This window comes from Streptomyces sp. NA02950 (assembly GCF_013364155.1).
Taxonomy (GTDB): Bacteria; Actinomycetota; Actinomycetes; order Streptomycetales; family Streptomycetaceae; genus Streptomyces.
The window spans coordinates 1,647,502-1,672,053 of the sequence record NZ_CP054916.1 but is presented as its reverse complement, the minus strand read 5'-3'; the positions used below and the strand labels follow the sequence as shown (position 1 = coordinate 1,672,053).

Sequence of the window (24,552 nt, the reverse complement as noted above, 5' to 3'; positions counted from 1 at the left end):
GGTCAGCTCTCCTTGGGCTGTTCTGCCAGGGCCGCCTCGGACAGCAGCCGTTCGGTGACGTCGGGGTCGAGCGCGGCCAGCTCCGCCGCCAGCGCCTCGAGTTCATCGGCCTCGCCGTCCCCGCCGGACCGTGCCCCCTCCTCGCGGGCGTCCAGCCGCCGCTGGACGAGCCCGGCCAGCGCGGCCGGGGTCGGCTCGGCGAGCACATCGGCCAGCGGCACCTCGACGGAGAAGAACTCCCGGACGTCCGACAGCAGCCGGACGATCAGCAGCGAGTCCCCGCCGAACTCGAAGATGTCCCCGTCCACGGGCATCTCCTCGGCTCCCAGCGCGTCCCGCACCAGTCGGGCCACCTGCTCGGTGAGCCCGCCGGACTCGGTGTCCGCCGCCTCCTCGCCGAGCGCCGCGGCCCCCGCGCTGGGCCGGACGATCCGCTCGTCGCGCACCCACTGGTCCAGCCGGTAGCCGATGTCCCAGGTGGAGACCGCCACATGGGAGACATCGCGCAGCGACAGCAGTCTGCGGATGGCCTCGAGCCCCTCCTCTGGCTGGATCGCCTTGTCGTCCATGCTGCGGCCGATGGCCGAGATGGCCCGCTTCTCGTCCTGGTGGTGCTGCCACACATCCCAGGCCGCGCTGATCCACACCGTACGGTCCAGGCCCCGGTTGGCCCGTTCGGCGGCGGCGTCCATGAAGTGGTTGGCCGCGCCGTACGCCAGCAGCCGCAGTCCGCCCAGCACACCGGCCAGCGAGGACAGCATCAGACAGAAGTCCACCGGGCGGTCGGCGAGCACCTGCTCCAGAGCGATCTGGCCGTGGGCCTTGGGGACGAAATGCCACTGGCACTGCTCCACGTCGGCACTGGTCAGGGCGCGGTCCCACTGCTCGCTGGGCAGCCCGGCGGCATGGACCACCCCGTGCAGCGCGCCGAAGTGCTCCTCGACCTTCGCCACCGCCGTCCGCAGCCCGTCCACATCGGCCACATCGGTGTGCACCAGGAGGGTTTCGGCGCCCGCCGCCTCCAGCTCCCGCAGCCGGGTGATGCGCAGCGAGGTCTCGTCGTCGTCCTCGTGGCTCTCCAGCCAGGTGTCCCACTCCTCTCGCCCGGGCAGCGCGTCACGGGTCAGCAGCGCCAGCCGGGCCCGGGTCTCGCCGTGCAGCCAGCGGGCGATCAGCGAACCGATCTCGCCGAGGCCGCCGGTGATGAGATAGACGCCCTCGTCCCGCAGCCGGGACCGTGCCTCGGCGGTCCAGTCGGCGCGCACCGGCTCCAGATCGGCGACCCAGCGGGTGCCGCCGCGCAAGGTGACGGCCAGCTCCGGCGGCTGGACGGAGGTCAGTTCGGCCGCCAGGGTGCGCAGCGAGCGCTGGTCGACGGCCGCGGGCAGATCGATGTGGCGGGCGCCGATGTTGCCGTGCTCCTGGCCGATGACCCGCGCGGCCACCGCCAACGTCACCAGTTCGGCGGCCGGTTCGGGCTCGGTCGGGCTGATGGCGTACGCCCCCGCGCTGATCAGGTCCAGCTGGAGCGGGCGGGTCACATCGTGTTTGCCCAACGCTTTGACCAGGGCGATCAGACTGTAGACGCCCCGGCGCTGGGCCACTTCGAAGCGCTCGGTACCGCGCTCGGGCGGCAGCGGGTCGGTGGACCAGGCGTGCAGTATCCGGCCCGGCAGCCGGTTCTCGGCGAGCAGTTCGCCGATCAGCCGGCCGTGGTCCTGCTCGGAGTCGGGGCGCAGGGTGAAGGTGTCCCCGTGCCGTCCGTACGCCTCGCCCGCGATCACGGTCAGCACCTCACCGGCGATCGTGTGTCCGGCGACCCGGGCGGCGGTGCCCCGGGCGTCGGCGAACAGCAGCACCGGTTCGGTGATCGGGGCCACGTCCGTGTCGAGCGTGCCGACCGCGGGCCGCCACACCGGTACCGAGAACCACGCGTCCAGCGGGAGTTTGCCCACCGCGCCGGAGCCGGTACGGCCGCCCGCCCCGGTCAGCGGCCCCGAACCGGGCTCGACCCAGTACCGGGTGGCCTCGAAGGGGTAGGTGGGCAGCGGTGCCTTGCGGCGGCCGCGGCCCGCGTAGTAGCCCGCCCAGTCGGGGGTGAGCCCCATCGCCCACAGCCGGCCGAGCGCGGCGGTCAGCGCGGTGAGATCGGCGGCCGGGTCCTTGGCGCGTGCGGTGGAGGTGACCACCGGGACACCCGTCTGCCGGTCCGAGTGGCGCCGGGTGAAGGTGGCCAGGGTGTGGCCGGGGCCCACCTCCACGAAGACCTGGACGCCCTCGGCCAGCGCGGTGGCCACGTCGTCCGCGAACCGCACGGTGTCCCGCAGATGCGCGCCCCAGTACGCGGGGTCGGTGGCCTCCTCGTCGCGGATCCAGGTGCCGGTGCGGTTGGACAGGAACGGGATCCGCGGGCGGCTCAGTCCGACCCCGCGCACCACCTCGGTCAGCGGCTCCACGGCCGGGTCCATCATCGCGGAGTGGAAGGCGTGAGAGGTGGACACCTTGCGGTGCGGCACACCATCCGCGGTCAGCTGGTCCGTCAGCGCCCGGACGGCCTCGCGCGATCCGGCGACGGTGCACACCGCCGGTTCGTTGACCGCGGCCAGGTCCACGCCGTCGCCCAGGTACGGCGCCAGCTCCTCGGGGGTGGTCATCACGGCCCGCATCACCCCGGCGGGCAGTCCGTCCACCAGCCGCCCGCGTTCGGCGATCACCCGTAGCGCGTCGGGCAGCCGGAACACCCCGGCCAGGGTGGCCGCCACGTACTCACCCACGCTGTGGCCGATGAGCGCGGTCGGGCGGATGCCCCACGCCATCCACTGCCGGGCGAGGGCGTACTCCACGGTGAACAGGGCGGGCTGGGTGAGCCGGGTCCGGCCCAGGTCGTGGCGTTCGCCCTGGTGGCCGCGGAGCGCGGGGTAGAGCGCGTCCCGCAGATCGAGCCCGAGACGGGGTTCGAGCAGTGCGGCGCACTCGTCCACCGTGTCGCGGAAGACCGGCAGGTGTTCGTACCAGCCCTGGCCCATGGCGGGGTACTGGGCGCCCTGGCCGGGGAAGAGGAAGGTGACCGGGCGGTCGGCGGGGTGGCCGGAGTCCTGGAAGACGAACCGCGGATCGGCGGTGCGCAGCGCCCGGACGGCGCTCGCCCGGTCCGGTGCGGTGACCACGGCCCGGTAGTCGAAGGTGTGCCGGGTGGTGGCCTGGGTGTACGCCACGTCGTCCAGATGGATGTCGCCGAGTGTGTGCGGGGCGTCCTCCGGCGCTGTCTCCTCCAGGGCGTCGGCGAGGGCGAGCCGCGCGGTCTCCAGCGCGGCGGGCGACTTGGCGGACACCGGGAGCAGCACCACCGGCGGGGCGGGCGCGGCCCCGTCCGTCGACACGGCGGCCTCCGGTGCCTCCTCCAGGACGACATGGGCGGTGGTGCCGCCCATCCCGGTGGAGGTGACGGCGCACCGCAGCGGGCCGTCACCGCGCCGCCACGGCTCCACCGCGGTGCCCATCCGGAAGCGGGTCCCCTCGACCTCGCACTCCGGGTTCCACTCGGTGAAGTGCGGGGTCGGCACCAGTGTCCGGTGGCGCAGCATCAGCACACACTTGATCAGTCCGGCGACACCGGCGGCCGTGCTCAGATGCCCGATGTTGGCCTTGACCGAGCCCAGGGTGAGCGGGGGAGCGCCGTCCACCTGGTAGACCTGCGCCGCGGCGGCGAGTTCGATCGGGTCGCCGATCCGGGTTCCGGTGCCGTGGGCCTCCAGATAGCTGACCGAGGCCGGGTCCACCCCGGCCACCCCGAGCGCCTCGCCGAGCACGGCGGCCTGGCCGGAGATCCCGGGCGCGGTGAATCCGGCGCGGTCGTTGCCGTCGTTGCCGACCGCCGAACCGCGCAGCACCGCCCAGACGGTGTCCCCGTCGGCGAGCGCGTCCTCCAGCCGTTTGAGCACCACCACCCCGACGCCGTTGCCGAACACGGTGCCGTCCGCGCCCGCGTCGAAGGGCCGCACGGTGCCCCCGGCCGAGGCGATGCCGTCGGTCTCGTGGACGTATCCCGCCTCCTGCGGGAAGCGCAGCGCCACTCCGCCGGCCAGCGCCACATCGCACTCCTCGGCGAGCAGGCTCTGCGCCGCCACGTGCACCGCCACCAGCGAGGTGGAACAGGCCGTCTGTACCGCGAAACTGGGCCCTGTGACCTTCAGGTGGTACGAGGCGCGGGTGGTGAGGTAGTTGGGGTCGTTGCCCATCAGCGTGGCCATGTCCTGCTGCAACCGGGGCAGCGAACCGTTGAAACCGCGCTCCCCGGTCAGGACGTTGTTCAGCAGATAGGTGCTGGTCAGCGAACCGGCGAAGATACCGATCCGGCCCGGGTAGACCTCCGAGTCATGGCCGCTGTGCTCCAGCGCCGCCCAGGAGGTCTGGAGGAACAGCCGCAGCTGCGGGTCCATCCGCTCGGCCTCGCGGGAGCTGAGGAAGAAGAACGACGCGTCGAAGGCGTCGGCGTCCTCGACCACCGCCGCCCGGCGCACATAGCGGTCGCCGGTGAACGTCTCCTCCGGCACCCCGGCGGCACGCAGGTGCTCCTCGTCCAGATCGGTGAGGTGATCGGTGCCCGCGAGGAGGTTGCGCCAGTACTCGGTGTGGTCGCGGGCGCCGGGGAACCGGCAGTCCATGCCGACGACGGCGATCCGCCCGGACAGGGGGGAGTCCTCCAGCTGCTCAGTCACGTATGCCTCCTGGGGCGGGGTCGCGGGTCTCACCGAAGGGCGGGCGGGGGTCGGGCGGGGCGATCCGGGCACGGACCTCCGACCGGCGGGCGGAGCGCGCGCCGCGGCGGCGCTCACCGCGGTCCCGCCCCGGAGCGGAACCGCCGCCCGGGGCGGCCCGCGACGTGGCGGCCGTCTCCGGGGGAGCCGTGGCCGGGGCGATCAGCCGGGCCAGGGCCCGGACGGTCGGCGCCCGGTACAGATCGGTCATCCGCAGCGCGGGGGCCACCGTCCGGGTCAGCCGCTCGTGCACGGCGGCCATCCGCAGCGAGGTGCCCCCCAGATCGAAGAAGTTGTCGTCCGGACCGGGCCGGGCCACGCCCAGTACCTCCCGCCACGCCTCGAGCACGGCCCGTTCGGCGGGGCTGCCGACGGGCGGCGGCTCCCCGGTTCCGGTGCCCGTCGTGGCGGCGGTGCTCGGATGCGGCAGCGCCGCCCGGTCGATCTTGTGATTGGCCGTCAGCGGCAGTTCGTCCAGCGGGACATAGGCGGTGGGCACCGCATGGTCCGGCAGGGTGCGCCGGAGCGCGGTGCGCAGCGCGGCGGGCTCGGCCCGCGCCCCGTCGGCGGCCACCACGTACCCCGCCAGCTGGCGCTCGCCCAGGCCGTCGGTGAAGGGCATCACCACCGCCTCGCGGATCTGCGGCAGTTGTTTGAGCGCGCTCTCCACCTCACCGGTCTCCACCCGGATGCCCGAGATCTTGACCTGGAAGTCCCGGCGCCCGATGAGCAGCAGGGTGCCGTCGTCCAGCCGCCGGGCGAGATCGCCGGTGCGGTACGTCCGCCCGTCCGGCACCGAACCCGGCGCCAGATACCGGCTGACCACCACGATCTCGCCCTCGCCCGGCCCCTCGACGGTACGGCCCCCGGCGTCCTCCAGCCGCACCTCGGTCTCCGGCACCGGGTCGCCCAGCGGGAACACCCCGGTGGGCGGCCGGTATCCGGGGTCCGCGACCCGCAGCAGCGCACAGGAGCACTCGGTGGAGCCGTACGCGCCGGCCACCTGGCACCCGGACTCGAAGTGGCGTCGGGCAGCGTCCAGATCGGCCAGATGGAGCGTGTCCCCGCCCAGCGCCAGCATCCGCATCGCGGGCAGCCGGACACCACGGCCCGCCATCGCCCGGACCAGCGCCCGGAAGACCGGCAGGGTGGAGTGGTAGACGGTCAGTTCCTCGGCGGCCATCCACTCCAGCAGCCCGGTCACGCCGAGCGCCTTGAGGTCCACCGGATACAGGGCCGCGCCGGTCAGCAGCGCGGCGAAGGTGTCCTGGACGGCCGAGTCCCAGCTGTATGCGGACTGGAGGGTCAGCCGGTCCCGCGGGCCGATGGCCAGCCCGTCGGCCCAGGCCCGGGTGTGGTGCAGCACATTGCGGTGCCACTGGGCCACCGGCTTGGGGCGCCCGGTGGAGCCGGAGGTGTAGAGGACGTACGCCTCCCCCTCCGGCACCGCGTGGACCCCCGCCCCCGCCGCCGCGTCACCGCGTACGACGTCCTCGTACGCCAGCACCGGGAACGCCCCGCCCGCCAGCCGTTCCGCGAGCGCGGTGTGCGCGGTGCCGGTGACCAGCGCGCGGACCCCCGCGTCGGACGCCATGAAGCCGAGCCGCTCCGCCGGGTACGCGCCGTCCAGCGGGACGTACGACACTCCGGCGCGCAGGGCGCCCAGCAGCGCCGCGATCATTTCCGCGCCGTGCGAGAACAGCAGCCCCACCCGGTCCCCGGGGCGCAGCCCGGCCGTGCGCAGCGCTCCGCACACCCGGGCGGATCGTTCCTCCGCCTGCCGGTAGGTCCAGCGGACCTCAGGGGTCACCACGGCCTCGCGGTCGGGGCGGGCCCGGGCGGTCTCCAGGAACCGGTGGACCAGTGTTCCGGCCGACTCGGCGGTGGGGAACGGGCGGTGGCCGGTGTCCGGGGGCGGTGCGCTCGTCATGCCCGGCTCCCCTCGTTCGCCTCGCCGCTTCCGTAGGTGAAGATCACGGCGGGGTGCGCCGGGCGCTCGCGCAGCTCGGCGTAGACCTCCGCGGCCCGCTCCAGCGGCACCCGGGGCAGCCCCATCCGGGCCGGCTGGACGGCGCCGTCCTCGATCAGGTCCAGGGCGCGCTGAAGGTTCTCCGTGACGGTGCCCTCGCCCTCGGGCGCGCTCACGTCGGACAGCCCGCGGGCGTAGGACGGATCGCGGTAACCGGCGCCGCAGCGGGCGGCGTAGCGGATGTCCAGGTTGCCCAGCTCGACGCTGAAGTCCACCCGCGCCGAGAAGCGGCCCACCCCCACCAGCCGGGGGCGGCCCGGTGCCCGGCCCGCCCAGCGGGCCGCGGCGGCGAGGGTCTCCCCGGCCTCCCCGGTGCCGCACAGGAACACACAGCGGCCGCCCTCGGGCAGCTCCGCCCCCTTCTCCTCACGGTCGAAGAAGTCCCGGCCGGTGGCCGCGGAAAGTCCCAACGAGGCGGCCGCGCCCACCCGTTCGGGCCGCAGGTCCAGCACGGTGGCGCGATGGTCCCGCACGGCGGCGATCTGGGCCACCAGCAGCCCCACCATCCCCGCGCCGACCACCGCGGTCTCGTCGCCGGGGCGCAACTCCGCCCGGTCCACGGCGTGCACGGCGGTGGCGGCCAGATTGGCCACCACCGCGTCGGCCAGGTCCACTCCGTCGGCGACCCGGCGGCACAGCCGGTAGGGCACCGTGACCACATCGCCGTGCACGGCCTCGCCCCAGCCCATCGCGGTCACCCGGTCGCCGACGGCGAACCCCGGCGCCCCGGGCCCGACGGCGTCCACCACTCCGGCCGAGCAGTAGCCGAGCGGCAGCCCTTCCCCGGTGCCCGCCCAGCGGTCCAGATAGTGCAGTTCGGTACCGGGGCTGACCAGGCTGTACGCGGCCCGGACGCGCAGCTCGCCGCGGCCGGGCGGACCGGTGCGCACCGTGACGGTGTCCGGCAGCGCCCGGTCCCCGGCCACCAGCCGCCGGGAGGTCAGGGCCGGTGGCGCGGTGATGGAGGTCACCGGCGCTCACCCCGCTCCGCGGTGTCCCGCGCGGGCTCGTCCGGAGCGGCGATCCACTGCTCGTCGGGGATGATCTCCAGCTCCTCCCGGTGGTGCGGAATGGGCCCGGCGGGTATCGGCGCGCCGGAGCGCTCGTACGACGCCCGCCGGTTGCGCTTGCGCTCCAGCCCGAGGTTGAGTCCGCGCAGCTCCACCGGGCGGAACGAGAGCAGCCCGTGGAAGTCGGCCGCGGCCACCGCCTCCGATCCGCTCTTGGTACGGACGAACACCCGCCCGTGCTTGGGCTGTTCGACGCCATTGACGCTGGCGGCGAAGATATTGGGGTCGCCGTCGCTGACACTCACATCGGCCAGGCCCGACATCCAGTCGCCGCAGGCCAGACAGCGGTGGGTCTTGTTGCTCGCGAAGTCGCGCACCGCCTGCCAGAACGGCACCTGGTGGGTCTCGCCGTCGTCGGTGCGGATGGCGATCTCACCGGGGTAGTCGCCCTCGCGGTAGCGCAGCCGGACCACCGACTCCACCGGGACCTGGGCGCGTTGCTCGATCACCGAGGCGGTGCCCTCGGGACGGGTGTTGGAGGAGCAGGCGGGCTCCATCATCAGCACCACGTGGTCCCGGGCCCAGCGCCCCGCAGCGGTGTCCATCGCCTGGAGCTTGCGCATCGCCTGGATGTGGCAGGCCACTCCGGTGAGCGCCACCATGGCGTCCGGCTCGGACTCCATGATCGTACGCAACAGTCCCAGGTACGGGGCGAGTTGATAGGTGGACTGGGCGGTCTCGGTCAGCTCGGCGGGGTCGCGGACCAGCCGCGGGGCGGCCCGCCACGGCTGCTCCGGGTCGCGTCCCATCGACAGCACCACATCCGCTTCCAGCGCCACCAGCGCGGTCTGGAGCAGCGCGCTCAGGCTCCCGCCGCTCGCGGACGCCTCGTACAGCTCGGGCGAGAGCGCGTGCCCGGCCAGCACCTCCGAGAAGATGCCGGTCCACCGCTCCTCGGGGGTGCGGGTCCGGCCGAACAGCCGCTCCTCGGCGTGCGGGGTGGCCGGGTCGGCCCCGGGGCACACCGTGAGGCAGTCGTTGCAGGTGCCGCAGTCGGACGCGGTCCAGGCGGGTTCGGTGAGCACCGGCTCGAGACCGTCGAAGCCGATCACCCCGGGCGGACAGGCGAGTTGGCAGGCCCCGCACACGGTGCACAGACCGGACTCCAGGACATCCTCCGACAACTGCTGGAAGGTCATGACCGCGCCTCCTCCCCGTGGTCGGCCGCGGCGACGGCGGCGGCCAGTCCCTCGGCCAGGAACCGGTAGTCCCGCTCCTCCAGCAGCGCCGGGGGCACGATCTTGATGCTGGCGCCCTCGGGCCCGCCGCCGAACAACAGCAGCCGCCCGCGCAGTGCCGCGCCTCTGACGGCCTGCGCGAGTGCCGGATCCGGCCGGCCGTCCGTCACACAGTCGAAGGCCGCCAGGGCTCCGGCCGTGCGGACCGCGGCCATCCAGGGGAAGCGCACCGCCAGCTTGGCCAGGTCGGTGGCGAGCCGGTCGCCCAACTCCTTCGCACGGGTGGGCACTTCCTCCGCGATCACGGTGTCCAGCACCGCTTCGGCCGCGGCGCAGCTCAGCGGTGAGCCGGAGAAGGTGGAGGTCTGCACCCCGGCCGGAAGCGCGTCCAGCACCGTGCGCTCACCCACCACGGCGCCGATGGGGAACCCGTTGCCCAGTGTCTTGCCCACCAGGGTCAGATCGGGGGTCTCGGCCATCAGCTCGGCGGTGAACATCCGCCCCGCCCGGCCGAGTCCGGTGTAGATCTCGTCCAGCACCAGCAGGGCGCCCCGGGCGTGCGCGGCGCGGGCGATCTCGTCCAGCAGCGGCGGCGGAACGATCAGCAGCCCCTCGGTGACCTGGATGGGCTCCAGGACCACCGCGGCGGTGCCGCCGAGGCGGTCCGCGGCGTCCAGCGCCGTGGCCAGGTCCGCCCGCAGGGCGGCCACCGCCTCGGGGCCGTCGGCCCTGCCGGTGCGCGGATCGGGCAGGGTGGCGGTGACCACCGTGCCCGACGGCAGCGCGCTGTACTCCTTGAACTCCGCGCGCCAGGTGAGCCCGAGGGCACCGGTGGTCTTGCCGTGATAGCCGTGGGTGAAGCCGACCACCGCACGGTGGCCGGTGGCCGCGCGGGCGATCTTCAGGGCGGTCTCCACCGCCTCCGCGCCGGTCACCGTGGGCAGGACGGCCGGGACCCGGTACGGGCTGAGCCCGCCCAGCCGCCGGACCATCCGGGTGCGTGCGTCCGAGCCCAGTTTGCAACCGGTGTGCACCAGCCGGTTCAGCTGGGCGGTGGTGGCGGCGACCACGGCCGGGTGCTGATGGCCGAGGGTGGCCGCGCCGCTTCCCGATGTGGCGTCGAACCACACGGTGCCGTCCTCGGCGGTGAGCCAGGGGCCCCGGCCGGAGTGGAAGGCCGGACCCAGGGTGGTGCCGGTGGACCGGGCCTCTTCCGCCGGTGTCTGCTGCGTGGTGTTCATACCGTGGCGACCTCGGTGATGTCCGCGCCGACGGCGCGTTGCACCTCGGCGAAGTCGGGGAAGGACGTGCGGTGGCAGCCACCGCCCAGCACGGTGGTGCGCCCGGGAAGGCTCATGGCCAGGGTGGCGGCGGCCATGGCGATGCGGTGGTCCTCGAAGCCGGGGACCTCTCCGGCGGCCAGCGGTGCGCCGCCGGTGACCCGCAGTCCGTCGTCCGCCACCTCGACGCGCGCGCCGAACGCGGAGGCCATCCGCGCGGTGGTGGTCAGCCGGTCGGTCTCCTTGAACCGCAGCTCCTCGGCGCAGCCGATCCAGGAGGTGCCGGGCAGCCGGGCGGCGACCAGGGCGAGCAGCGGGACCTCGTCGATCAGCGTGTGCAGGGTGGCGGGGTCGTCGACGCGGACCGCGGTGACCCCGTCGAGACCGCCGCGGGCCACGATCGTGCCCACCGTCTCCCCGCTGGAGCCGGGCCGGGTGTCCTCGTAGCCGAGGTCCGCGCCGGCCCGGCGCAGCACCTCGAAGAAGCCGAGGCGGGTGGGGTTGAGACAGACGTCCGGTACCCGCAGCTCACCGCCGCCGTGGCCGAGCAGCTGAGCGGCCACCGGATAGGCGGCGAGGGACGGATCCGCGGGGATGTCCACGACCGGCGGCACGGTGTACGCACCGCCGTCGTAGCCCACCGCGCCGGGGCCCTCCGTCAGCCGGGCGCCGAACGCGGAGAGCATCCGCTCGGTGTGGTCCCGGGAGCGCACCGGATGGCGGATCTCGACCGCGAGCCGCGCCGCCACGGCGGCCAGCAGAACACCGGAGCGGGCTTGGGCGCTGCCCACCGCGAGGTCCACCGCGCCCGGCCGCCGGACCGGTGTGCGGACCAGCGCCGGCAAACGCCCCGGCTCCGCCAGGTAGCGGATGTCCGCGCCGAGTTGGACCAGCGGGGTGACCAACCAGTCCATCGGCCGGTGGCGCAGGGTCTCGTCGCCGTCCACCACGGCGCTGCGCCCGGTCCCGGCGAGCAGTCCGATGAGCAGCCGGGCCGCGGCGCTCGAACCCCCGGTCTCCAGATACGGCACCCCCTCCGGCCAGTCGGTCACGGTGGGGTGGGGGCGTACCGGTTGCGGAACGGGAGCGCCGTCGCGCTCCACCGTGAGGGTGTCGCCGTCGGTGTGCGTCCGCAGGCCCAGCCCGCGCAGGGCGGGCAGCAGCGCACGGACGGCGCCACCGAGGTTGGCCCCGCGCAGGGTGAGCCGGGACGGTGCCCCGGGGAGCAGCGCGGCCAGCAGGGCGCGATGGCTCACCGACTTGTCGCCCGGTACTTCGACGGTGAGCGCGGCCGGGTGGCCGGGCGTCCGTGCGCCGCCGTCCACCACGAGGTCCGCCGATAACGTTGTGGGCTGGTCGAAATCCTGCACCTCAGGCACCAAAAAACTCCAGCTCGCGGGGGGTGAAAGACGGATGTGCTCTCGAATGCTTCCGGAGTTACCCGCACGAAGGCACCACGACGGGTGGGCGGGATACGGGAATGGGGGGTGTGCCGCGGATCGTGAACCGGCCCTGACGCACGATCGGCGTGCCAAAAAATTTCTCTCATACGTTCCTTCGCTCGTCAACATCATTGACCGGAAGTGTCCAGTTGTGCGGTCTGTCAAAGATGTGCATGCCAAAAGCCGAGGTCAGGGCGTGACGGGTGGTTCGACGCGTCAACTCGGCGCTCTGGGTGCAGTGATCAAGGGCACTGCCACGGACTCTGTCCCACTCGGCCGCGGTGGCTGAAATGCATAACCCAAATCTCCGTCGGTAAAAACGGAATCCCTCATTACAGAAGAACCGAGACTCCGGCTTGGGTGCACCGCGCACTGATCGTCAACCAGCCGGGCCACCACACAGAATGAGCCATACCTGAGAATCACGCAGAATCTCTTTCGCCGTGTCCGCTACGGAACAGGTACTGTCGGCCCCATGGCTGATTCGGTCTCCGGCCCCATCCATGCCCTCTGCGACCGCTATGTCGACGACTACGCCGCTCTCGACCCCAATGCCGCGACCCACCTGGGTGTCCCCGGTCATGACGACCGGCTCACCGACTACTCACCCGAAGGCCACCGGGCGCGTGCCGAGCTCCATGCCGCCACCCTCCGCGCCATCCGGGCCGCCACGCCGCGGGACGACTCCGAAACAGCCGCGCGCGCGGTCTTCACCGAGCGCGTGGGTCTCGACCTGGAGATCCACGAGGCCGGGCTGGACAGCGCCGAACTCAACGTCATCGAGAGCCCCGTACAGAACCTGTGCCTGGTCTTCGACCTGATGCCCAACCGCACCCCCGACGACTGGTCGCTGATCGCCGCCCGGCTGGCCCGGATGCCGGAAGCCATGACGAACCTGGAGGCCGGGCTCCGCCACGCCGCGGCCGGGGGCCGGGTGTCCGCGCTGCGCCAGGTCACCAAGACCGCCGCCCAGTGCGACACCTGGGCCGACGGCCACTTCGCCGGCCTGGTCGCCCCCGCGGAGGTGCCGCCCGGGCTCCGCGCCGATCTGGACGCCGGCGCCGCCGCCGCGTCCGCCGCCTTCGCCGGGATGGCCCGCTTCCTGCGCGAGGAGCTGGCTCCCGCGGCCCCGGCCGGGGACGCCGTGGGCCCGGATGCCTACGCCCTGTGGCTGCGCTTCTTCACCGGCGCCGAGCTGGACCTCAAGGAGTCCTATGCCTGGGGCTGGGAGGAGTTCTGCCGGATCGAGACCGAGCTGAAGCAGGTCGCCGGCCGGATCGGGCCGGGCGCCACCCCCGCCGAGGCCGCGGCCGCCCTCGACGCCGACCCGGACCACCGGCTGCACGGTGCGGACGCCCTGCGGGAATGGATGCAGCGGCTGTCCGACGCGGCGCTGGCCGATCTGCGCGGCAGCCACTTCGAGATCCCCGACGCGCTGATGGCGCTGGAGTGCCTGATCGCGCCTCCCGGCGGCATCGTCGGCGCGTACTACACCGGGCCGTCCGACGACTTCTCACGGCCGGGCCGGATGTGGTGGTCGATCCCCCCGGGCCAGACCGACTTCCCGACCTGGCGCGAGGTCACCACCGTCTACCACGAGGGCGTTCCCGGCCACCATCTGCAAGTGGCCACCGCCGTCCACCAGTCGGGGCGGCTCAACCGCTTCCAGCGGCTGATGGCCCATGTCTCCGGCTACAGCGAGGGCTGGGCGCTGTACGCGGAGCGGCTGATGCGCGAGCTGGGCCGGCTCGACGACGACGGCGATCTGCTGGGCATGCTGGCCGGGCAGCTCTTCCGGGCCGCACGGGTGATCGTCGACATCGGGATGCATCTGGAACTGCCCATCCCGGTCGGCACCGGATTCCACGAGGGCGAGCGCTGGACCCCCGAACTCGGGCTGGAGTTCATGCTCACCCGGACCATCACCCAGCAGGACCAGGTGCGCGACGAGATCGACCGCTATCTGGGCTGGCCGGGCCAGGCGCCCTCGTACAAGCTGGGGGAGCGGCAGTGGCTGGCCGCCCGCGACGACGCACGCGCCCGCCAGGGTGCCGCGTTCGACCAGAAGGCGTTCCACACCGCAGCGCTGAAGCTGGGCGCGATGGGCCTGGACACCCTGCGCGACCGCCTCGCGCTCCTGTGAGGCGGAGCTCCAGGCCGGGGCGGCGGCCCCGGTCCGGAGCGAGAAGAATCACCGAGAAACGAGCGATACGTCCGTTGACTATGCAATGTGACGAATGTGATAGTGGGTAACGGTATATCGGGGGAAGTACCACGGGGGAGTAGATGTCTGACTGCATCGCACGTGATGTCCTCGATCACGCGGAACGGACGCCGGACGCACCGGCGTTGTGGTGGCGGGAGAGCACCGTCAGTTATGCGGCGCTGGCGGAGCTGACCCGCCGGGCCGGTGCCGCACTCACCGCCGCCGGTCTCCACCGGGACGCCCCGATCGCGTTACGGGCCGTCAAGTCGCCCGCGTCGATCGCGATGACCCTGGCCTGTTTCCGGGCCCGCCGCCCGGTTTTCCTGGTCTCGCCCGACCTCGGCCGGGAGGTGCTGGCCACGCTGCTGCTGCGGTCCGGCTGCCAGGCCGAGGCGACGGCGGACGAGGCGGACGGAGGCGGGACCTTCGCGTTACACCCGCCCGCCACCGCGGAGTACTCGGCGACGCCCGCGCCCGCCGACCCGGCCGCCGAGCCCGCCGAGTCTGCGGAGTCCACGGCGAAGGCCGCGCCCCCGCTCCCCTCCGGCACCGGCCTGCTGCTCACCACCTCCGGCTCCACCGGTATCCCCAAGATCGTCCCGCTGGGGCGGGAGGCCCTCGGCCGGTTCACCGACTGGGCCATGGGCACCTTCGGCCTCGGCCCCGGCACCACGGTGCTCAACTACGCACCCCTGAACTTCGATCTGTGCCTGCTGGACATCTGGGCCACCCTCCGCGGCGGCGGCCGCGTCGTCCCCGTCGCCCCGGACCTCGCCACCAACCCGCATCAGCTCGAGCGGCTGCTGCGCCGGACCCGCCCCCAGGTGGTCCAGGCCGTGCCGATGTTCTTCCGGCTGCTGGTCCAGGCGGCCTCCGGCGGCGATCCCGTCCCCGGTGTCCGGCATGTGCTGCTGACCGGTGAGCACACCCCGCGTGGCCTGCGCGCCCAGCTCGCGCCGCTGTTCCCCGAGGCGGTCTTCCACAATGTCTACGGGTGCACGGAGACCAACGACAGCCTGGTGCACTCCTTCCCCGCGGCGGAGGCCGCCGAGCGGGAGACCCTTCCGCTGGGCCGGCCCCTGCCGGGGGTGACCGTCCAGCTCCGGGACGGTGAGCGGACCGTCGAAGGCCCCGGCACCGGCGAGTTGATGGTGACCACCCCGTTCCAGTCCACGGGCTATCTCGGTGCCGCGGGCACCGAGGACCGGTTCGTCCCCGTGGCCACGGACACCGGCGAGCGTGTCTGGTACCGCACCGGCGATTTGGTGCGCCGCGGGACCGACGGCGAGCTGACCCTCGTCGGCCGCAATGACTTCCAGGTCAAGGTCGCCGGAGTGCGGGTCAACCTGGAACAGATCGAGACAGTGATCCTCAGCCATCCGAAGGTGCTCGACGCCGTTGTTGTGCCCCTTCCCGACCCCCTCGCCGGTACCCGGCTGTGCGCCGTGGTGCGCACCGCCCCCGACAGCGATCTCACCAGCCTGCGACTGCTGGGCCACTGCTCCGCCGGACTGGCGCGGGCCGCCCTGCCCACCTTCCGGCTGACCCGGGAGCCGCTGCCCACCGGGCCCACCGGCAAGGCCGACCGGGCCCGGATCAAGGAAGAACTTCTCAAGGATCCGGCCCTCACCTGACGCCCTGTCCAGGAGTGGACACGGCCGTTCCCGCCCTGCCACGGGGCACGCTCAGCGAACTGACATCCGAGCCGCCTCGGCGTCGCGCGACCGCGTACACGCCGAACAACACCCAGGGTCTGCTGCCATGAGCTTGGAACACGAGATCAGCGAGTACATCGTGACGACCTATCTGCCCGGCACACCCGCCGGAGACCTGGATCCGTCGCTCGATCTGTTCGACAGCGGAGTGATGAGCAGTCTCCAGCTGCTCCAGCTCATCGACTGGCTCCGCGGCCGCTACCGCCTCCCGATCGAGGACCTGGAGATCTCCCCGGAGTCCTTCCGCTCGGTGACCGCGATACGGCAGTTCATCGAATACGCCCGCAGGACCGTCACGGCGGATGGAGAGGTGACCAGGTGATCGTCCGTAAGAAGACCGAGGTGAAGACCGTCGACTGGGGAAACGGGCTGAGTCACCGCTTCCTGCTCGAGGCCGACCGGATGGGCTTCACGCTCTGCCACACCATCGTCCGGGCCGGCACCAAGTCCCGGCTGGAGTACCGGCGCCACCTCGAAGCCTGTTACTGCATCGGGGGCCGGGGCTGGATCGAGCTGGCCGACGGCAGTGCCACCCACGATCTGTCGCCCGGGGTGCTCTACGCCCTCAACGACCACGACGCCCACTTCCTGATCGCCGCCCCCGACACCGACCTCGAGCTGATCAGCGTCTTCAACCCGCCACTCCAGGGCGATGAGCGGCACACCCTGGCCGAAGGCGCGTTCTCGCAGTACTGACGGAGGTCCGTGTGAGGCACTGGAGTGAGGAACAGCGGTCCTTACGGGCCGCGGTCGAGAAGGTTGGGGCGGCGATCGGCGCCGACCACCTGGAGCGGGACGGCGCGGGGGAGTTCACCTGGGACGGCTGGGCCCGGCTGCGCGACATGGGCCTGTTCGGGCTGCCGTTCGCCACCGAATGGGGCGGGCTCGGCCAGGACCTGCCGACCACCATGTACGTATTGGAGGGGCTGGGCCACAGCTGCCGGGACGCGGGGCTGACCTTCTCGGTCTCCACCCATATCGTGAGCACCGGGGTACCGCTCCAGCGCTTCGGGTCCACGGCGCTCAAGCAGCGCTATCTGCCCGGGATCTGCTCCGGCACCCTGATCGGCGCACACGCGATCACCGAACCGGACGGCGGCTCGGATGTGATGGGGATGCGCACCACCGCGGTGGCCGACGGCGAGGACTTCCTGCTGAGCGGCAGCAAGGCATTTGTGAGCAACGGCCCCATCGCCGATCTGCTGGTGGTCTACGCGCGCACCGGCACCGCGGGCGCCCTGGACGCCCTCACCGCCTTTCTCGTCCCCACCGACACCCCCGGCCTCACCGTCGGCAACCCCGTCGGCAAGATGGGGCTGCGCACCTCCCCGCTGTCCGAGGTCTTCCTCGACGGCGTCCGGGTGGCCCGCTCCCAGGTGCTGGGCTCGGTGGGCTCGGGCTTCCTGATCCTCGACGAGGTGATGAAGTGGGAGATCCTGTGCGGCTTCTCCGGCACCCTCGGTGAGATGTGCCACCGCCTGGAGCGGTGCGTCGACCACGCCCGCACCCGGACCCAGTTCGGGGTGCACATCGGCGCGAACCAGGCGGTGTCCCATCGCATCGTCGATATGAAGATGGACGTGGAGACCTCCCGCAAGTGGCTCTACGACACCGCGGAGAAGTTCACCGCGCGGGAGAGCGTGGTGTCCGACCTGGCCATCGCCAAGCTGGTGGTCAGCGAGGCCAACGTCCGGTCCGCGCTGGCGGCCGTACAGATCTTCGGCGGGGCCGGGTACACCACCGAGTACGGCATCGAGAAGGAGTTGCGGAACGCGGTCTCCGGGACCATCTACTCGGGGACCTCGGAGATGCAGCGTCAGCGCCTGGCCGTCTTCCTGGGGCTGGACCGGGCCTCCGCCGCCCGCGGCGGACAAGAGAAGAGGACGGCATGACCGAACACCTCGAATCGGCACGGAAGTGCACCGAGTTCCTCAACCACGACACCCCGGCCGTACAGGGCTTCGTCGAGACCGCCCTCGCCGGAGCGGACGCCACGAGCGAGGTGGAGAAGGCCGTCGCCCTGTACTACGCCGTGCGGGACGGCATCCGCTACGACGTCTACGACGCCGATCTGTCCCGCCGGGGCCTGACCGCCGCGGCCGTCATCGACCGCGGCTCGGGATTCTGCGTCCACAAGTCCATCGTCTACGCGACGGCGGTGCGCGCCGTCGGCATCCCCAGCCGGGTGGTCTACGCCGATGTGCGCAACCACCTGGCCTCCCCGCGCCTGCGTGAGCTGGTCGGCGGCGATGTCTTCCGCTTCCACAGCCTCACCTCGGTCCGGCTGAACGGCGTCTGGGTCAGGGCCACCCCGGTCTTCAACAAACTGCTCTGCAAGCTCTACGGCATCCGCCCCTTGGAGTTCGACGGGCTCGCCGACAGCCTCTACCACCCCTACGACGAACAGGGCCGCCGCCACATGGAATTCCTCGCCGACCGCGGCGAGTTCGACGACGTCCCGTACGACCTGGTGGTCGACGGGATCCGGCAGGCCCATCCGCGGCTGTTCGCCGGAGCACACACCACGGCCCCCGGCTCACTCGTCGCCGAGGCCACCACCGCGAAAGGGGCCTGATGATGGAGAGGACGACGTTTCCGCTGGCACAGGCGGACGCGCCGACCCACTGGTACAACCTGGCCGCGGATCTGCCGGGCCCCGCGCTCGCGCCCGCGCTCAACCCGCGGACCGGGCAGCCGCTCTCCCGTGACGAGATGGCGCACACCATGCCCGAGCCGCTGATCGAGCAGGAGACCGGCACGGCACGCGAGTTCGAGATCCCCGAGCCGGTCCGGCAGCTCTACGCCCAGTGGCGCCCCTCGCCGCTGTACCGGGCCCGGCGGCTGGAGCGGGCGCTCGACACCCCGGCGCGGATCTACTACAAGTACGAGGGCGTCGCCCCCACCGGCAGCCACAAGCCCAACACCGGGATCGCCCAGGCGTACTACAACAAGCAGGCCGGGAAGACCGGACTGGTGACCGAGACCGGCGCCGGACAGTGGGGGAGCGCCACCGCGCTCAGCGCCTCGTTCTTCGGGATGTCCGCCACGGTCTACATGGTCAGGGTGAGCGCCCGGCAGAAGCCGTACCGCACCGCGCTGATGGAGACCTACGGGGCGGTCTGCGTCCCCAGCCCCAGTCCGGAGACGGCCGTCGGCCGCAAGATCCTCGCCGATGACCCCGACTGCCCCGGAAGCCTGGGCATCGCCACCTCCGAGGCGCTGGAGACGTTCGCCCAGGACCCCTCGCTCGGCTATGTGCTCGGCAGCGCGGCCAACCACGTCCTGCTGCACCAGACCGTCATCGGCCAGGAGGCCCTGAAGCAGCTGGAGTCGGCCGAGGACTATCCGGACATCATCGTCGGCTGCGCCGGGGGCGGCAGCAATCTGGCCGGGCTGGCCTTCCCCTTCATCGGCGCCCAGCTGCGCGGTGGCCGCCCGGTGCGGGTGATCGCCGTGGAGCCCGCCGCCTGCCCCACCCTGACCCGCGGCACCGTGGCCTACGACTACGCGGACACCGGGCAGCTCGGCCCGCTGTTCCGGATGCACACCCTCGGCCACCAGTTCATTCCGCCGTCGGTCCATGCGGGCGGGCTGCGCGCCCACGGTATCGGCCCGATGATCACGCGGGTGATCGAGGAGGGGCTGATGGAGGCGGTCGCCGTACCCCAGGTCGGCTGTCTCGAGGCCGGTGTCCGGTTCGCCCGGACGGAGGGCATCCTGCCCGCGCCCGAGTCCACCCACGCCATCCGCGTCGCCATCGACGAGGCGCTGCGCTGCCGAGCGGAGGGCAGCGCCAAGACCATCGTCTTCGGCCTGTCCGGCCACGGCCACTTCGACCTCGCCGCCTACCAGAAGTACTTCGCGGGCGAGCTGACCGACGCCGAGGCCGACGAGGACATGCTCGCCCACGCCGCCGCCGGCATTCCCCGAGCGAGCGGTAGCCGATGAGGGCCGCCGTCGTCGACGCCCATGGCATCGGGGCCTTTCTGCCCGGGGCCCTGGCCCGCCACGGTGTGGAGAGTGTCCATGTGCGGTCCGACACCCCCGATGTGCATCTGTCGGGGCGGGCCCAGGGCGGTTGCGCGGTGGAGATCGAGCACCTCGGCGATGTGGCGGCCACCGCCAGGGCGCTGCGCCACGAGGGCGTGGACATCGTCCTCCCCGGCACCGAGTCGGGTGTGCTGCTCGCCGACGCGCTGTCCGCGGCCCTCGGCACCCCGGGCAACGGGATGACCAACCCCCTGGTCCGGCGGGACAAATCCGCCATGGCCGAGGCGGTCCGGGCCGCCGGACTCGCCACCGCGCGCGGTGTCACCGCGTCCTTCGCCGATGAACTCATCGCCTGGGCAAGCGAGTTGGACAGCTGGCCGGTGGTGGTCAAACCCCGCGCCAGCGCCGGGACCGACCATGTGCGCTTCTGCCACTCCGAGGCCGAGCTGCGGGAGACCTTCACCGCCATCACCACGAGCACCGACCGCTACTCCGGGGCCAATACGACCGTGCTCGGCCAGGAGTATCTGCGCGGCGACGAGTACTTCGTCAACACGGTCAGCCGCGACGGTGTCCACCACATGGTGGAGGTGTGGCGGTACCGCAAGAGCCCCGTCGACGGCGCCCATCCGATGTACGACTACGAGGAGCCGGTGCCGCCGGACGAGCCGGTGGTGGCCACCGTCACCGACTACGCCCTGGCCGTGCTGGACGCCCTGGAGGTCCGCAACGGCGCCTCGCACACCGAGGTCATCGTCACGGACACCGGGCCGGTGCTCGTCGAGTCCGCCGCCCGGCTCGGCGGATCCCACGCCCCGTCGGTGGTGTCCCGGTTCCTCGGCACCGACCAGGTGGACTGTCTGGCCCGGGCGGTGGCCCACCCCGAGGAGCTGACCGGGGGACGGCTGCCGCGCTACCGGATCCGGTCCCGGCTGCGCTATGTCACCCTGATCAACCCCCATGACGGGGCCGTTCTCTCCGACGAGCGCTTCGCCCCCGTCCGGGCGCTGGGCTCGCTCGTCGAGATCGTGCTCACCCACGCCGAGGGCGCGCCGCTGCCGCGCACCGTCGACCTGTTCACCTCACCCGGCTATCTGTACCTCAGCGCGGACGACCCGGAGCGGATCACCGCCGACTACCGGCGGCTGCGGGAGCTCGAACAGCACGGCCTGTACCGCGCGCCCCTTCCGGCCTGACCCCCGCTCCCGGCGGCCGTCGTCCGGCGGCCGCCACTCACCGCACCTCCCGAGACCACGAGAGGCATGGACCAGATGACACAGACCGCTTCCCAGCTCACCGGGCTCGCCGAATACCCGGCGGACTGGTCGCACAACCCCAAGCAGATCTTCCCCGGTGACCCCCTCGTCCTGCCCGACGCCTGTCTGAAGTGGTACGACATCCGCCGCCCCGAAGTGGCGGCCACCCCGGACGTCAGCACCGAGGCCCGGGACTTCCTCCGCGCCGAAGCGGCCGCCGGGCGGCTGGAGTTCCGTAAGGAGATGGGCTTCGTCCTGCTCCACCGGGACGGCGCCAAGTACTTCATGCTGGTGTGCGTCTGGCGCGACAAGAACGAGATGTGGCAGGGCCTGTACTACAAGGACGACGCGGGCTTCCTGCCCTATCCGCCGAAGCCGGGTTTTCTGCGGCCCACCCAGTGCGTGATGGAGCTCGACGCCACCTCACACGAGCGGCGTGCCTGGTCCCGCTATCTGCGCTCCGCCCGCGACGCCGCCGCCAAGCAGGCGTATCTGGACGACGCCTGCACCGGCGAGCTGGTCTAGCCCCGATGTCCTCGGCACACACGACCGCCGGGCGCCGTCTGGTCATCCTCGGAGTGGCCGCGAGCGACTGCCATGTGGTGGCCAACCAGCTCATCGCCTACGCACTGCGCGGACAGGGCTTCGAGGTGGTCAACCTCGGGGCGTGCACCCCGGTGGAGGAGTTCGCCAGGGCGTACCGGGAGCACCCGGAGGCGGAGGCGATCCTCATCGGCAGCCTCAACGGCCATGTCCACGAGGACTTGAGGGACCTCCCGGAGGCCCGGAGATCCGGGCGCATCGGATGTCCCGTCGTTGTCGGCGGGAATCTGTCGGTGGGCAGCGTCAAGGACCCCTCGGCCGTCTCCCGCCTGTACGACCTGGGCGTGGACCGGATCGTCGAGGACCCCGACGACCTGCCGGCCGTGCTGGACCGGCTGCGCGCCACCCGCGCGGAGGTGGCGCGGGTCGAGCGCTCCCTGGTGTCATGAGTCCGTCCGCCGCGGCTCCCGGAGTCCTTCCCGGACTCCGGGAGTCGGCCGCGTACATCGCCGGCCTGGGCAAGCCCACCGCGGCCGAGGTGCTGGCCGGGGCCCGGGACGACGGCCGGGTGGCCCTCCAGCCCCGCTGCGGGGTCGGTGGCCACGCGGAGATGAAGGCGCTGCTGCTGGCGCTGGAGGCGGAGGCCGGACCGGACGTCCTCACCCTGACCATCGACTCCCACACCCGGCTGCGGCGCTTCGACCGGGCGGCCCGCACCCTGGCCACCCGGCCGCAGGACCTCAACGGCTACCCCCTGGTCAGCCACGGCTGGCGGCGCGGCCGGGAGCTCAACGAGGCGGTCGGGGCGCCGCTGGAGATCCGGCACGGTTCACCGGATCCGCGGGTGCTGTTCGACGTGGCGGTCGCCGCCGGGATCACCTCGTTCGAAGGGGGCGGGATCTCGTACAACCTGCCCTACTCCAAAGACGTTCCGCTCAGCGCGTCACTCGCCGCGTGGGAGGCCGTCGACCGGCGCTGCGGCGCTCTGGCCGACCTCGGCGTCGTGGTCGACCGCGAGTTGTTCGGCACGCTCACCGCCGTCCTCGTCCCGCCCTCGATCAGCCTGGCGGTGAGCGTTCTGGAAGCGGTCCTCGCCACCCGTGCCGGGGTGAAGTGTCTGTCCGTGGCCTATCCGCAGGGCGGCCATCTGGTCCAGGACGTGGCCGCGCTCGAGGCGATCGAGATCCTGGCGCGGCACCACCTTCCCGCCGATGTCCAGGTGCACCCGGTGCTCCACGAGTTCATGGGCGTCTTCCCCCGGCAGCGCGGCCACGCGGAGGACCTGATCCTCTACGGGGCGCTGGTCGCCCGGCTGGGCGGCGCCTCCAAGCTCATCACCAAGACCTACGAGGAGGCGGCGGGGATTCCCGGCACCCGGGCCAACATCGACGGGCTGCGGCTGGCCGACCGCGCCAACTCCCGGCTGCTGGACTTCCTTTCGGTGGACCGGGACCGGGTGCGCGAGGAGCGCGGCTGGATCCTCGCCGAGGTCGCCGAGATCGTCGAACCGGTGCTGGAACGGGGCCGCGATCCGGCGGCCGCGATCGTCGAGGCGTTCGCCCGCGGCACCCTGGACATCCCCTTCAGCGCCAGCCGGTTCGCCCGCTCCGCGATCGTTCCCAAGCGCGACGCCGAGGGCGCCATCCGCTATCTCTCCGCCGGTGCCCTGCCGCTGTCCGGCACCACCCTGCGCCGCCACCACGAGCTGCTGCACGGCCCCGACGGCCCCGGGACGCCCCCCGGTTCGCTGCTCGCCGACCTCACCCGCGACATCAACTACTTTCCGAACCTATTCTGCGAGGAACCGACATGACGCGCCCCGACCGCATCCTGCTCATCGGAGGTCCGGGATATCAGCTCCAGAAGGCCAAGGACCTCGGACTGGACGTCGTCTACTGCCAGTTCGAGGAGGACTTGCGGCCCGAGCAGCGCCCCCTGGTGGACACCGCGATCCTCGCCGACTACACCGACTGGGAGATCCTGCGCCCCCTGGTCGAGAAGGCGTACCAGGAGCGGGAGTTCACCGCCGCCGTCTCGCTGACCGAGCCCGGACTCGACCCGGCCGCCCGGGTCAACGACCTGCTGGGCCTGGGCGGTACGTCCTACGAGGTGAGCCACCGCTTCACGGACAAGTGGCTGATGCGCACCCGGCTCGCCGAGCGGGCGCCGGAACATCTGCCCCGGGTCGGTGCCGCACTGGTGACCGGCCAGGAGAGCCTGAAGGAGTTCGGCGCAGCGCACGGCTACCCGTTCATCGTCAAACCCGTCAACGGCACCGCCAGTTTCGGCGTGATGCGGGTCCACGACGAGAGCGCCACCGACACCGCGTGGCGCCATGTCCAGCAGTTGCGCGGCGGCTCCGGCCACCCCCTCATCGACAGCTATGACGTCGACCGTTTCATCATGGAGGAGTACATCGAAGGGCCGCTCTACAGCGCGGAGTCCTTCAGCTTCGGCGGCCGCCACGTGGTGATGGCCGTGACCGAGGCGATCACCGACAAGCGCAACCACGTACACGTCGGCCACGCCATTCCCGGGCGGCTGTCGCCGGAGGACGAACGGGCGCTGGTGGACACCACGACCCGGTTCCTCGACGCCATGGGATTCCGCGACGGGCCCACCCACACCGAACTCATCCTCGGCCCCGACGGCCCGGTCATCTGCGAATCCCAGAACCGCGTGGGCGGCGCCCTGCTCACCGACATGATCGAGGCCGTCCACGGCCATGACCCGATGTCCATGGCGATCGGCTGGCCGGTGGGTCTGGTGGAGGCGCTGCCGGACCGCCCGGCGGCCCGCGGCGCCGCCGCGAGCTGGCTGATCACGGCCGAGGAGGGCACCGTCGAGCGCGTCGAGGGGCTGGACGCGGTGCACACCGCACCGGACACCCTGGCGGTCGACCTGTGGGTGGAACCCGGCGACACCGTGCGGTCCTTCGACGGTCAGTGGGACGGTCTGGGCCATGTCGCCGTCCGCGGCCCCGACACCGACACGGCCGTCGAGCGCTGCCGCGCCACCCTCGGCAAGCTCACTGTCCACACCCGGTAGCCCCGGTCGTCCCGGCCGGCCCGGTCATCCCGCTCGGG

18 protein-coding genes are annotated in these 24,552 nt (G+C 72.4%); 12 read left to right on the top strand and 6 right to left on the bottom strand.

The features are described 5' to 3' along the window. Nucleotides 1-2 precede the first annotated feature (2 nt). From HUT19_RS06755 to HUT19_RS06730, 6 genes are read right to left on the bottom strand one after another with little or no spacing between them, the layout of a single operon-like run. Nucleotides 3-4,718 carry a type I polyketide synthase gene (locus HUT19_RS06755; RefSeq protein WP_176179581.1) on the bottom strand — a complete coding sequence of 1,572 codons (4,716 nt, stop codon included), beginning with the start codon at nt 4,716-4,718 and terminating at the stop codon, nt 3-5. Further along, nucleotides 4,711-6,687, bottom strand: coding sequence for a non-ribosomal peptide synthetase (locus tag HUT19_RS06750; protein WP_176179580.1), 1,977 nt, complete (start codon nt 6,685-6,687; stop codon nt 4,711-4,713). Before HUT19_RS06750 ends, HUT19_RS06755 begins: the two co-directional genes overlap by 8 nt. Beyond that, nucleotides 6,684-7,757 (bottom strand): oxidoreductase, encoded by a 1,074-nt coding sequence (locus tag HUT19_RS06745; RefSeq protein WP_176179579.1) that lies wholly within the window; start codon nt 7,755-7,757, stop codon nt 6,684-6,686. Before HUT19_RS06745 ends, HUT19_RS06750 begins: the two co-directional genes overlap by 4 nt. Further along, nucleotides 7,754-8,995, bottom strand: coding sequence for a Coenzyme F420 hydrogenase/dehydrogenase, beta subunit C-terminal domain (locus tag HUT19_RS06740; RefSeq protein ID WP_176179578.1), 1,242 nt, complete (start codon nt 8,993-8,995; stop codon nt 7,754-7,756). Before HUT19_RS06740 ends, HUT19_RS06745 begins: the two co-directional genes overlap by 4 nt. After that, nucleotides 8,992-10,275 (bottom strand): aspartate aminotransferase family protein, encoded by a 1,284-nt coding sequence (locus tag HUT19_RS06735; protein ID WP_176179577.1) that lies wholly within the window; start codon nt 10,273-10,275, stop codon nt 8,992-8,994. The genes HUT19_RS06740 and HUT19_RS06735 overlap by 4 nt, the downstream gene beginning before the upstream one ends. Continuing rightward, complete coding sequence (locus tag HUT19_RS06730) at nt 10,272-11,693, bottom strand: 3-phosphoshikimate 1-carboxyvinyltransferase (protein WP_254885468.1); 1,422 nt, start codon at nt 11,691-11,693, stop codon at nt 10,272-10,274. Before HUT19_RS06730 ends, HUT19_RS06735 begins: the two co-directional genes overlap by 4 nt. A 538-nt stretch (nt 11,694-12,231) precedes the next feature. Here HUT19_RS06730 and HUT19_RS06725 point away from each other — a divergent pair. The 12 genes from HUT19_RS06725 to HUT19_RS06670 all read left to right on the top strand — a co-directional run bounded on the left by HUT19_RS06725 (nt 12,232) and on the right by HUT19_RS06670 (nt 24,514). Beyond that, the gene (locus HUT19_RS06725; protein WP_176179576.1) at nt 12,232-13,899 is read left to right on the top strand and encodes a DUF885 domain-containing protein; all 1,668 of its coding nucleotides are present in this window, start codon (nt 12,232-12,234) and stop codon (nt 13,897-13,899) included. Between the two features lie 143 nt (nt 13,900-14,042). After that, entirely contained in the window at nt 14,043-15,596 is a 1,554-nt protein-coding gene (locus HUT19_RS06720; protein ID WP_176179575.1) for an AMP-binding protein, read from the top strand. Nucleotides 15,597-15,723: 127 nt separating this feature from the next. Then, nucleotides 15,724-15,999 carry an acyl carrier protein gene (locus HUT19_RS06715; RefSeq protein WP_176179574.1) on the top strand — a complete coding sequence of 92 codons (276 nt, stop codon included), beginning with the start codon at nt 15,724-15,726 and terminating at the stop codon, nt 15,997-15,999. Then, the gene (locus tag HUT19_RS06710; protein WP_176179573.1) at nt 15,996-16,373 is read left to right on the top strand and encodes an ectoine synthase; all 378 of its coding nucleotides are present in this window, start codon (nt 15,996-15,998) and stop codon (nt 16,371-16,373) included. The genes HUT19_RS06715 and HUT19_RS06710 overlap by 4 nt, the downstream gene beginning before the upstream one ends. Nucleotides 16,374-16,384: 11 nt before the next feature. Continuing rightward, complete coding sequence (locus tag HUT19_RS06705) at nt 16,385-17,569, top strand: acyl-CoA dehydrogenase family protein (protein ID WP_176179572.1); 1,185 nt, start codon at nt 16,385-16,387, stop codon at nt 17,567-17,569. Further along, nucleotides 17,566-18,252: a transglutaminase family protein gene (locus HUT19_RS06700; protein WP_176179571.1), complete on the top strand. Its 687-nt coding sequence runs from the start codon at nt 17,566-17,568 to the stop codon at nt 18,250-18,252. Before HUT19_RS06705 ends, HUT19_RS06700 begins: the two co-directional genes overlap by 4 nt. After that, nucleotides 18,252-19,625: a TrpB-like pyridoxal phosphate-dependent enzyme gene (locus HUT19_RS06695; protein WP_176179570.1), complete on the top strand. Its 1,374-nt coding sequence runs from the start codon at nt 18,252-18,254 to the stop codon at nt 19,623-19,625. Before HUT19_RS06700 ends, HUT19_RS06695 begins: the two co-directional genes overlap by 1 nt. Continuing rightward, nucleotides 19,622-20,863 carry an ATP-grasp domain-containing protein gene (locus HUT19_RS06690; RefSeq protein ID WP_176179569.1) on the top strand — a complete coding sequence of 414 codons (1,242 nt, stop codon included), beginning with the start codon at nt 19,622-19,624 and terminating at the stop codon, nt 20,861-20,863. The genes HUT19_RS06695 and HUT19_RS06690 overlap by 4 nt, the downstream gene beginning before the upstream one ends. A 66-nt stretch (nt 20,864-20,929) precedes the next feature. Beyond that, a complete protein-coding gene (locus HUT19_RS06685; RefSeq protein ID WP_176179568.1) occupies nt 20,930-21,448 on the top strand; it encodes a hypothetical protein in 519 nt (172 codons plus the stop codon). A 5-nt stretch (nt 21,449-21,453) separates the two neighbouring features. Further along, on the top strand, nt 21,454-21,915 hold the full coding sequence (locus HUT19_RS06680; RefSeq protein WP_176179567.1) for a cobalamin-dependent protein: 462 nt from the start codon (nt 21,454-21,456) through the stop codon (nt 21,913-21,915). Next, nucleotides 21,912-23,279, top strand: a complete 1,368-nt coding sequence (locus HUT19_RS06675) for a methylaspartate mutase (RefSeq protein WP_176179566.1) — start codon at nt 21,912-21,914, stop codon at nt 23,277-23,279. The genes HUT19_RS06680 and HUT19_RS06675 overlap by 4 nt, the downstream gene beginning before the upstream one ends. After that, nucleotides 23,276-24,514 carry an ATP-grasp domain-containing protein gene (locus tag HUT19_RS06670; RefSeq protein WP_176179565.1) on the top strand — a complete coding sequence of 413 codons (1,239 nt, stop codon included), beginning with the start codon at nt 23,276-23,278 and terminating at the stop codon, nt 24,512-24,514. Before HUT19_RS06675 ends, HUT19_RS06670 begins: the two co-directional genes overlap by 4 nt. Nucleotides 24,515-24,552 lie beyond the last annotated feature (38 nt).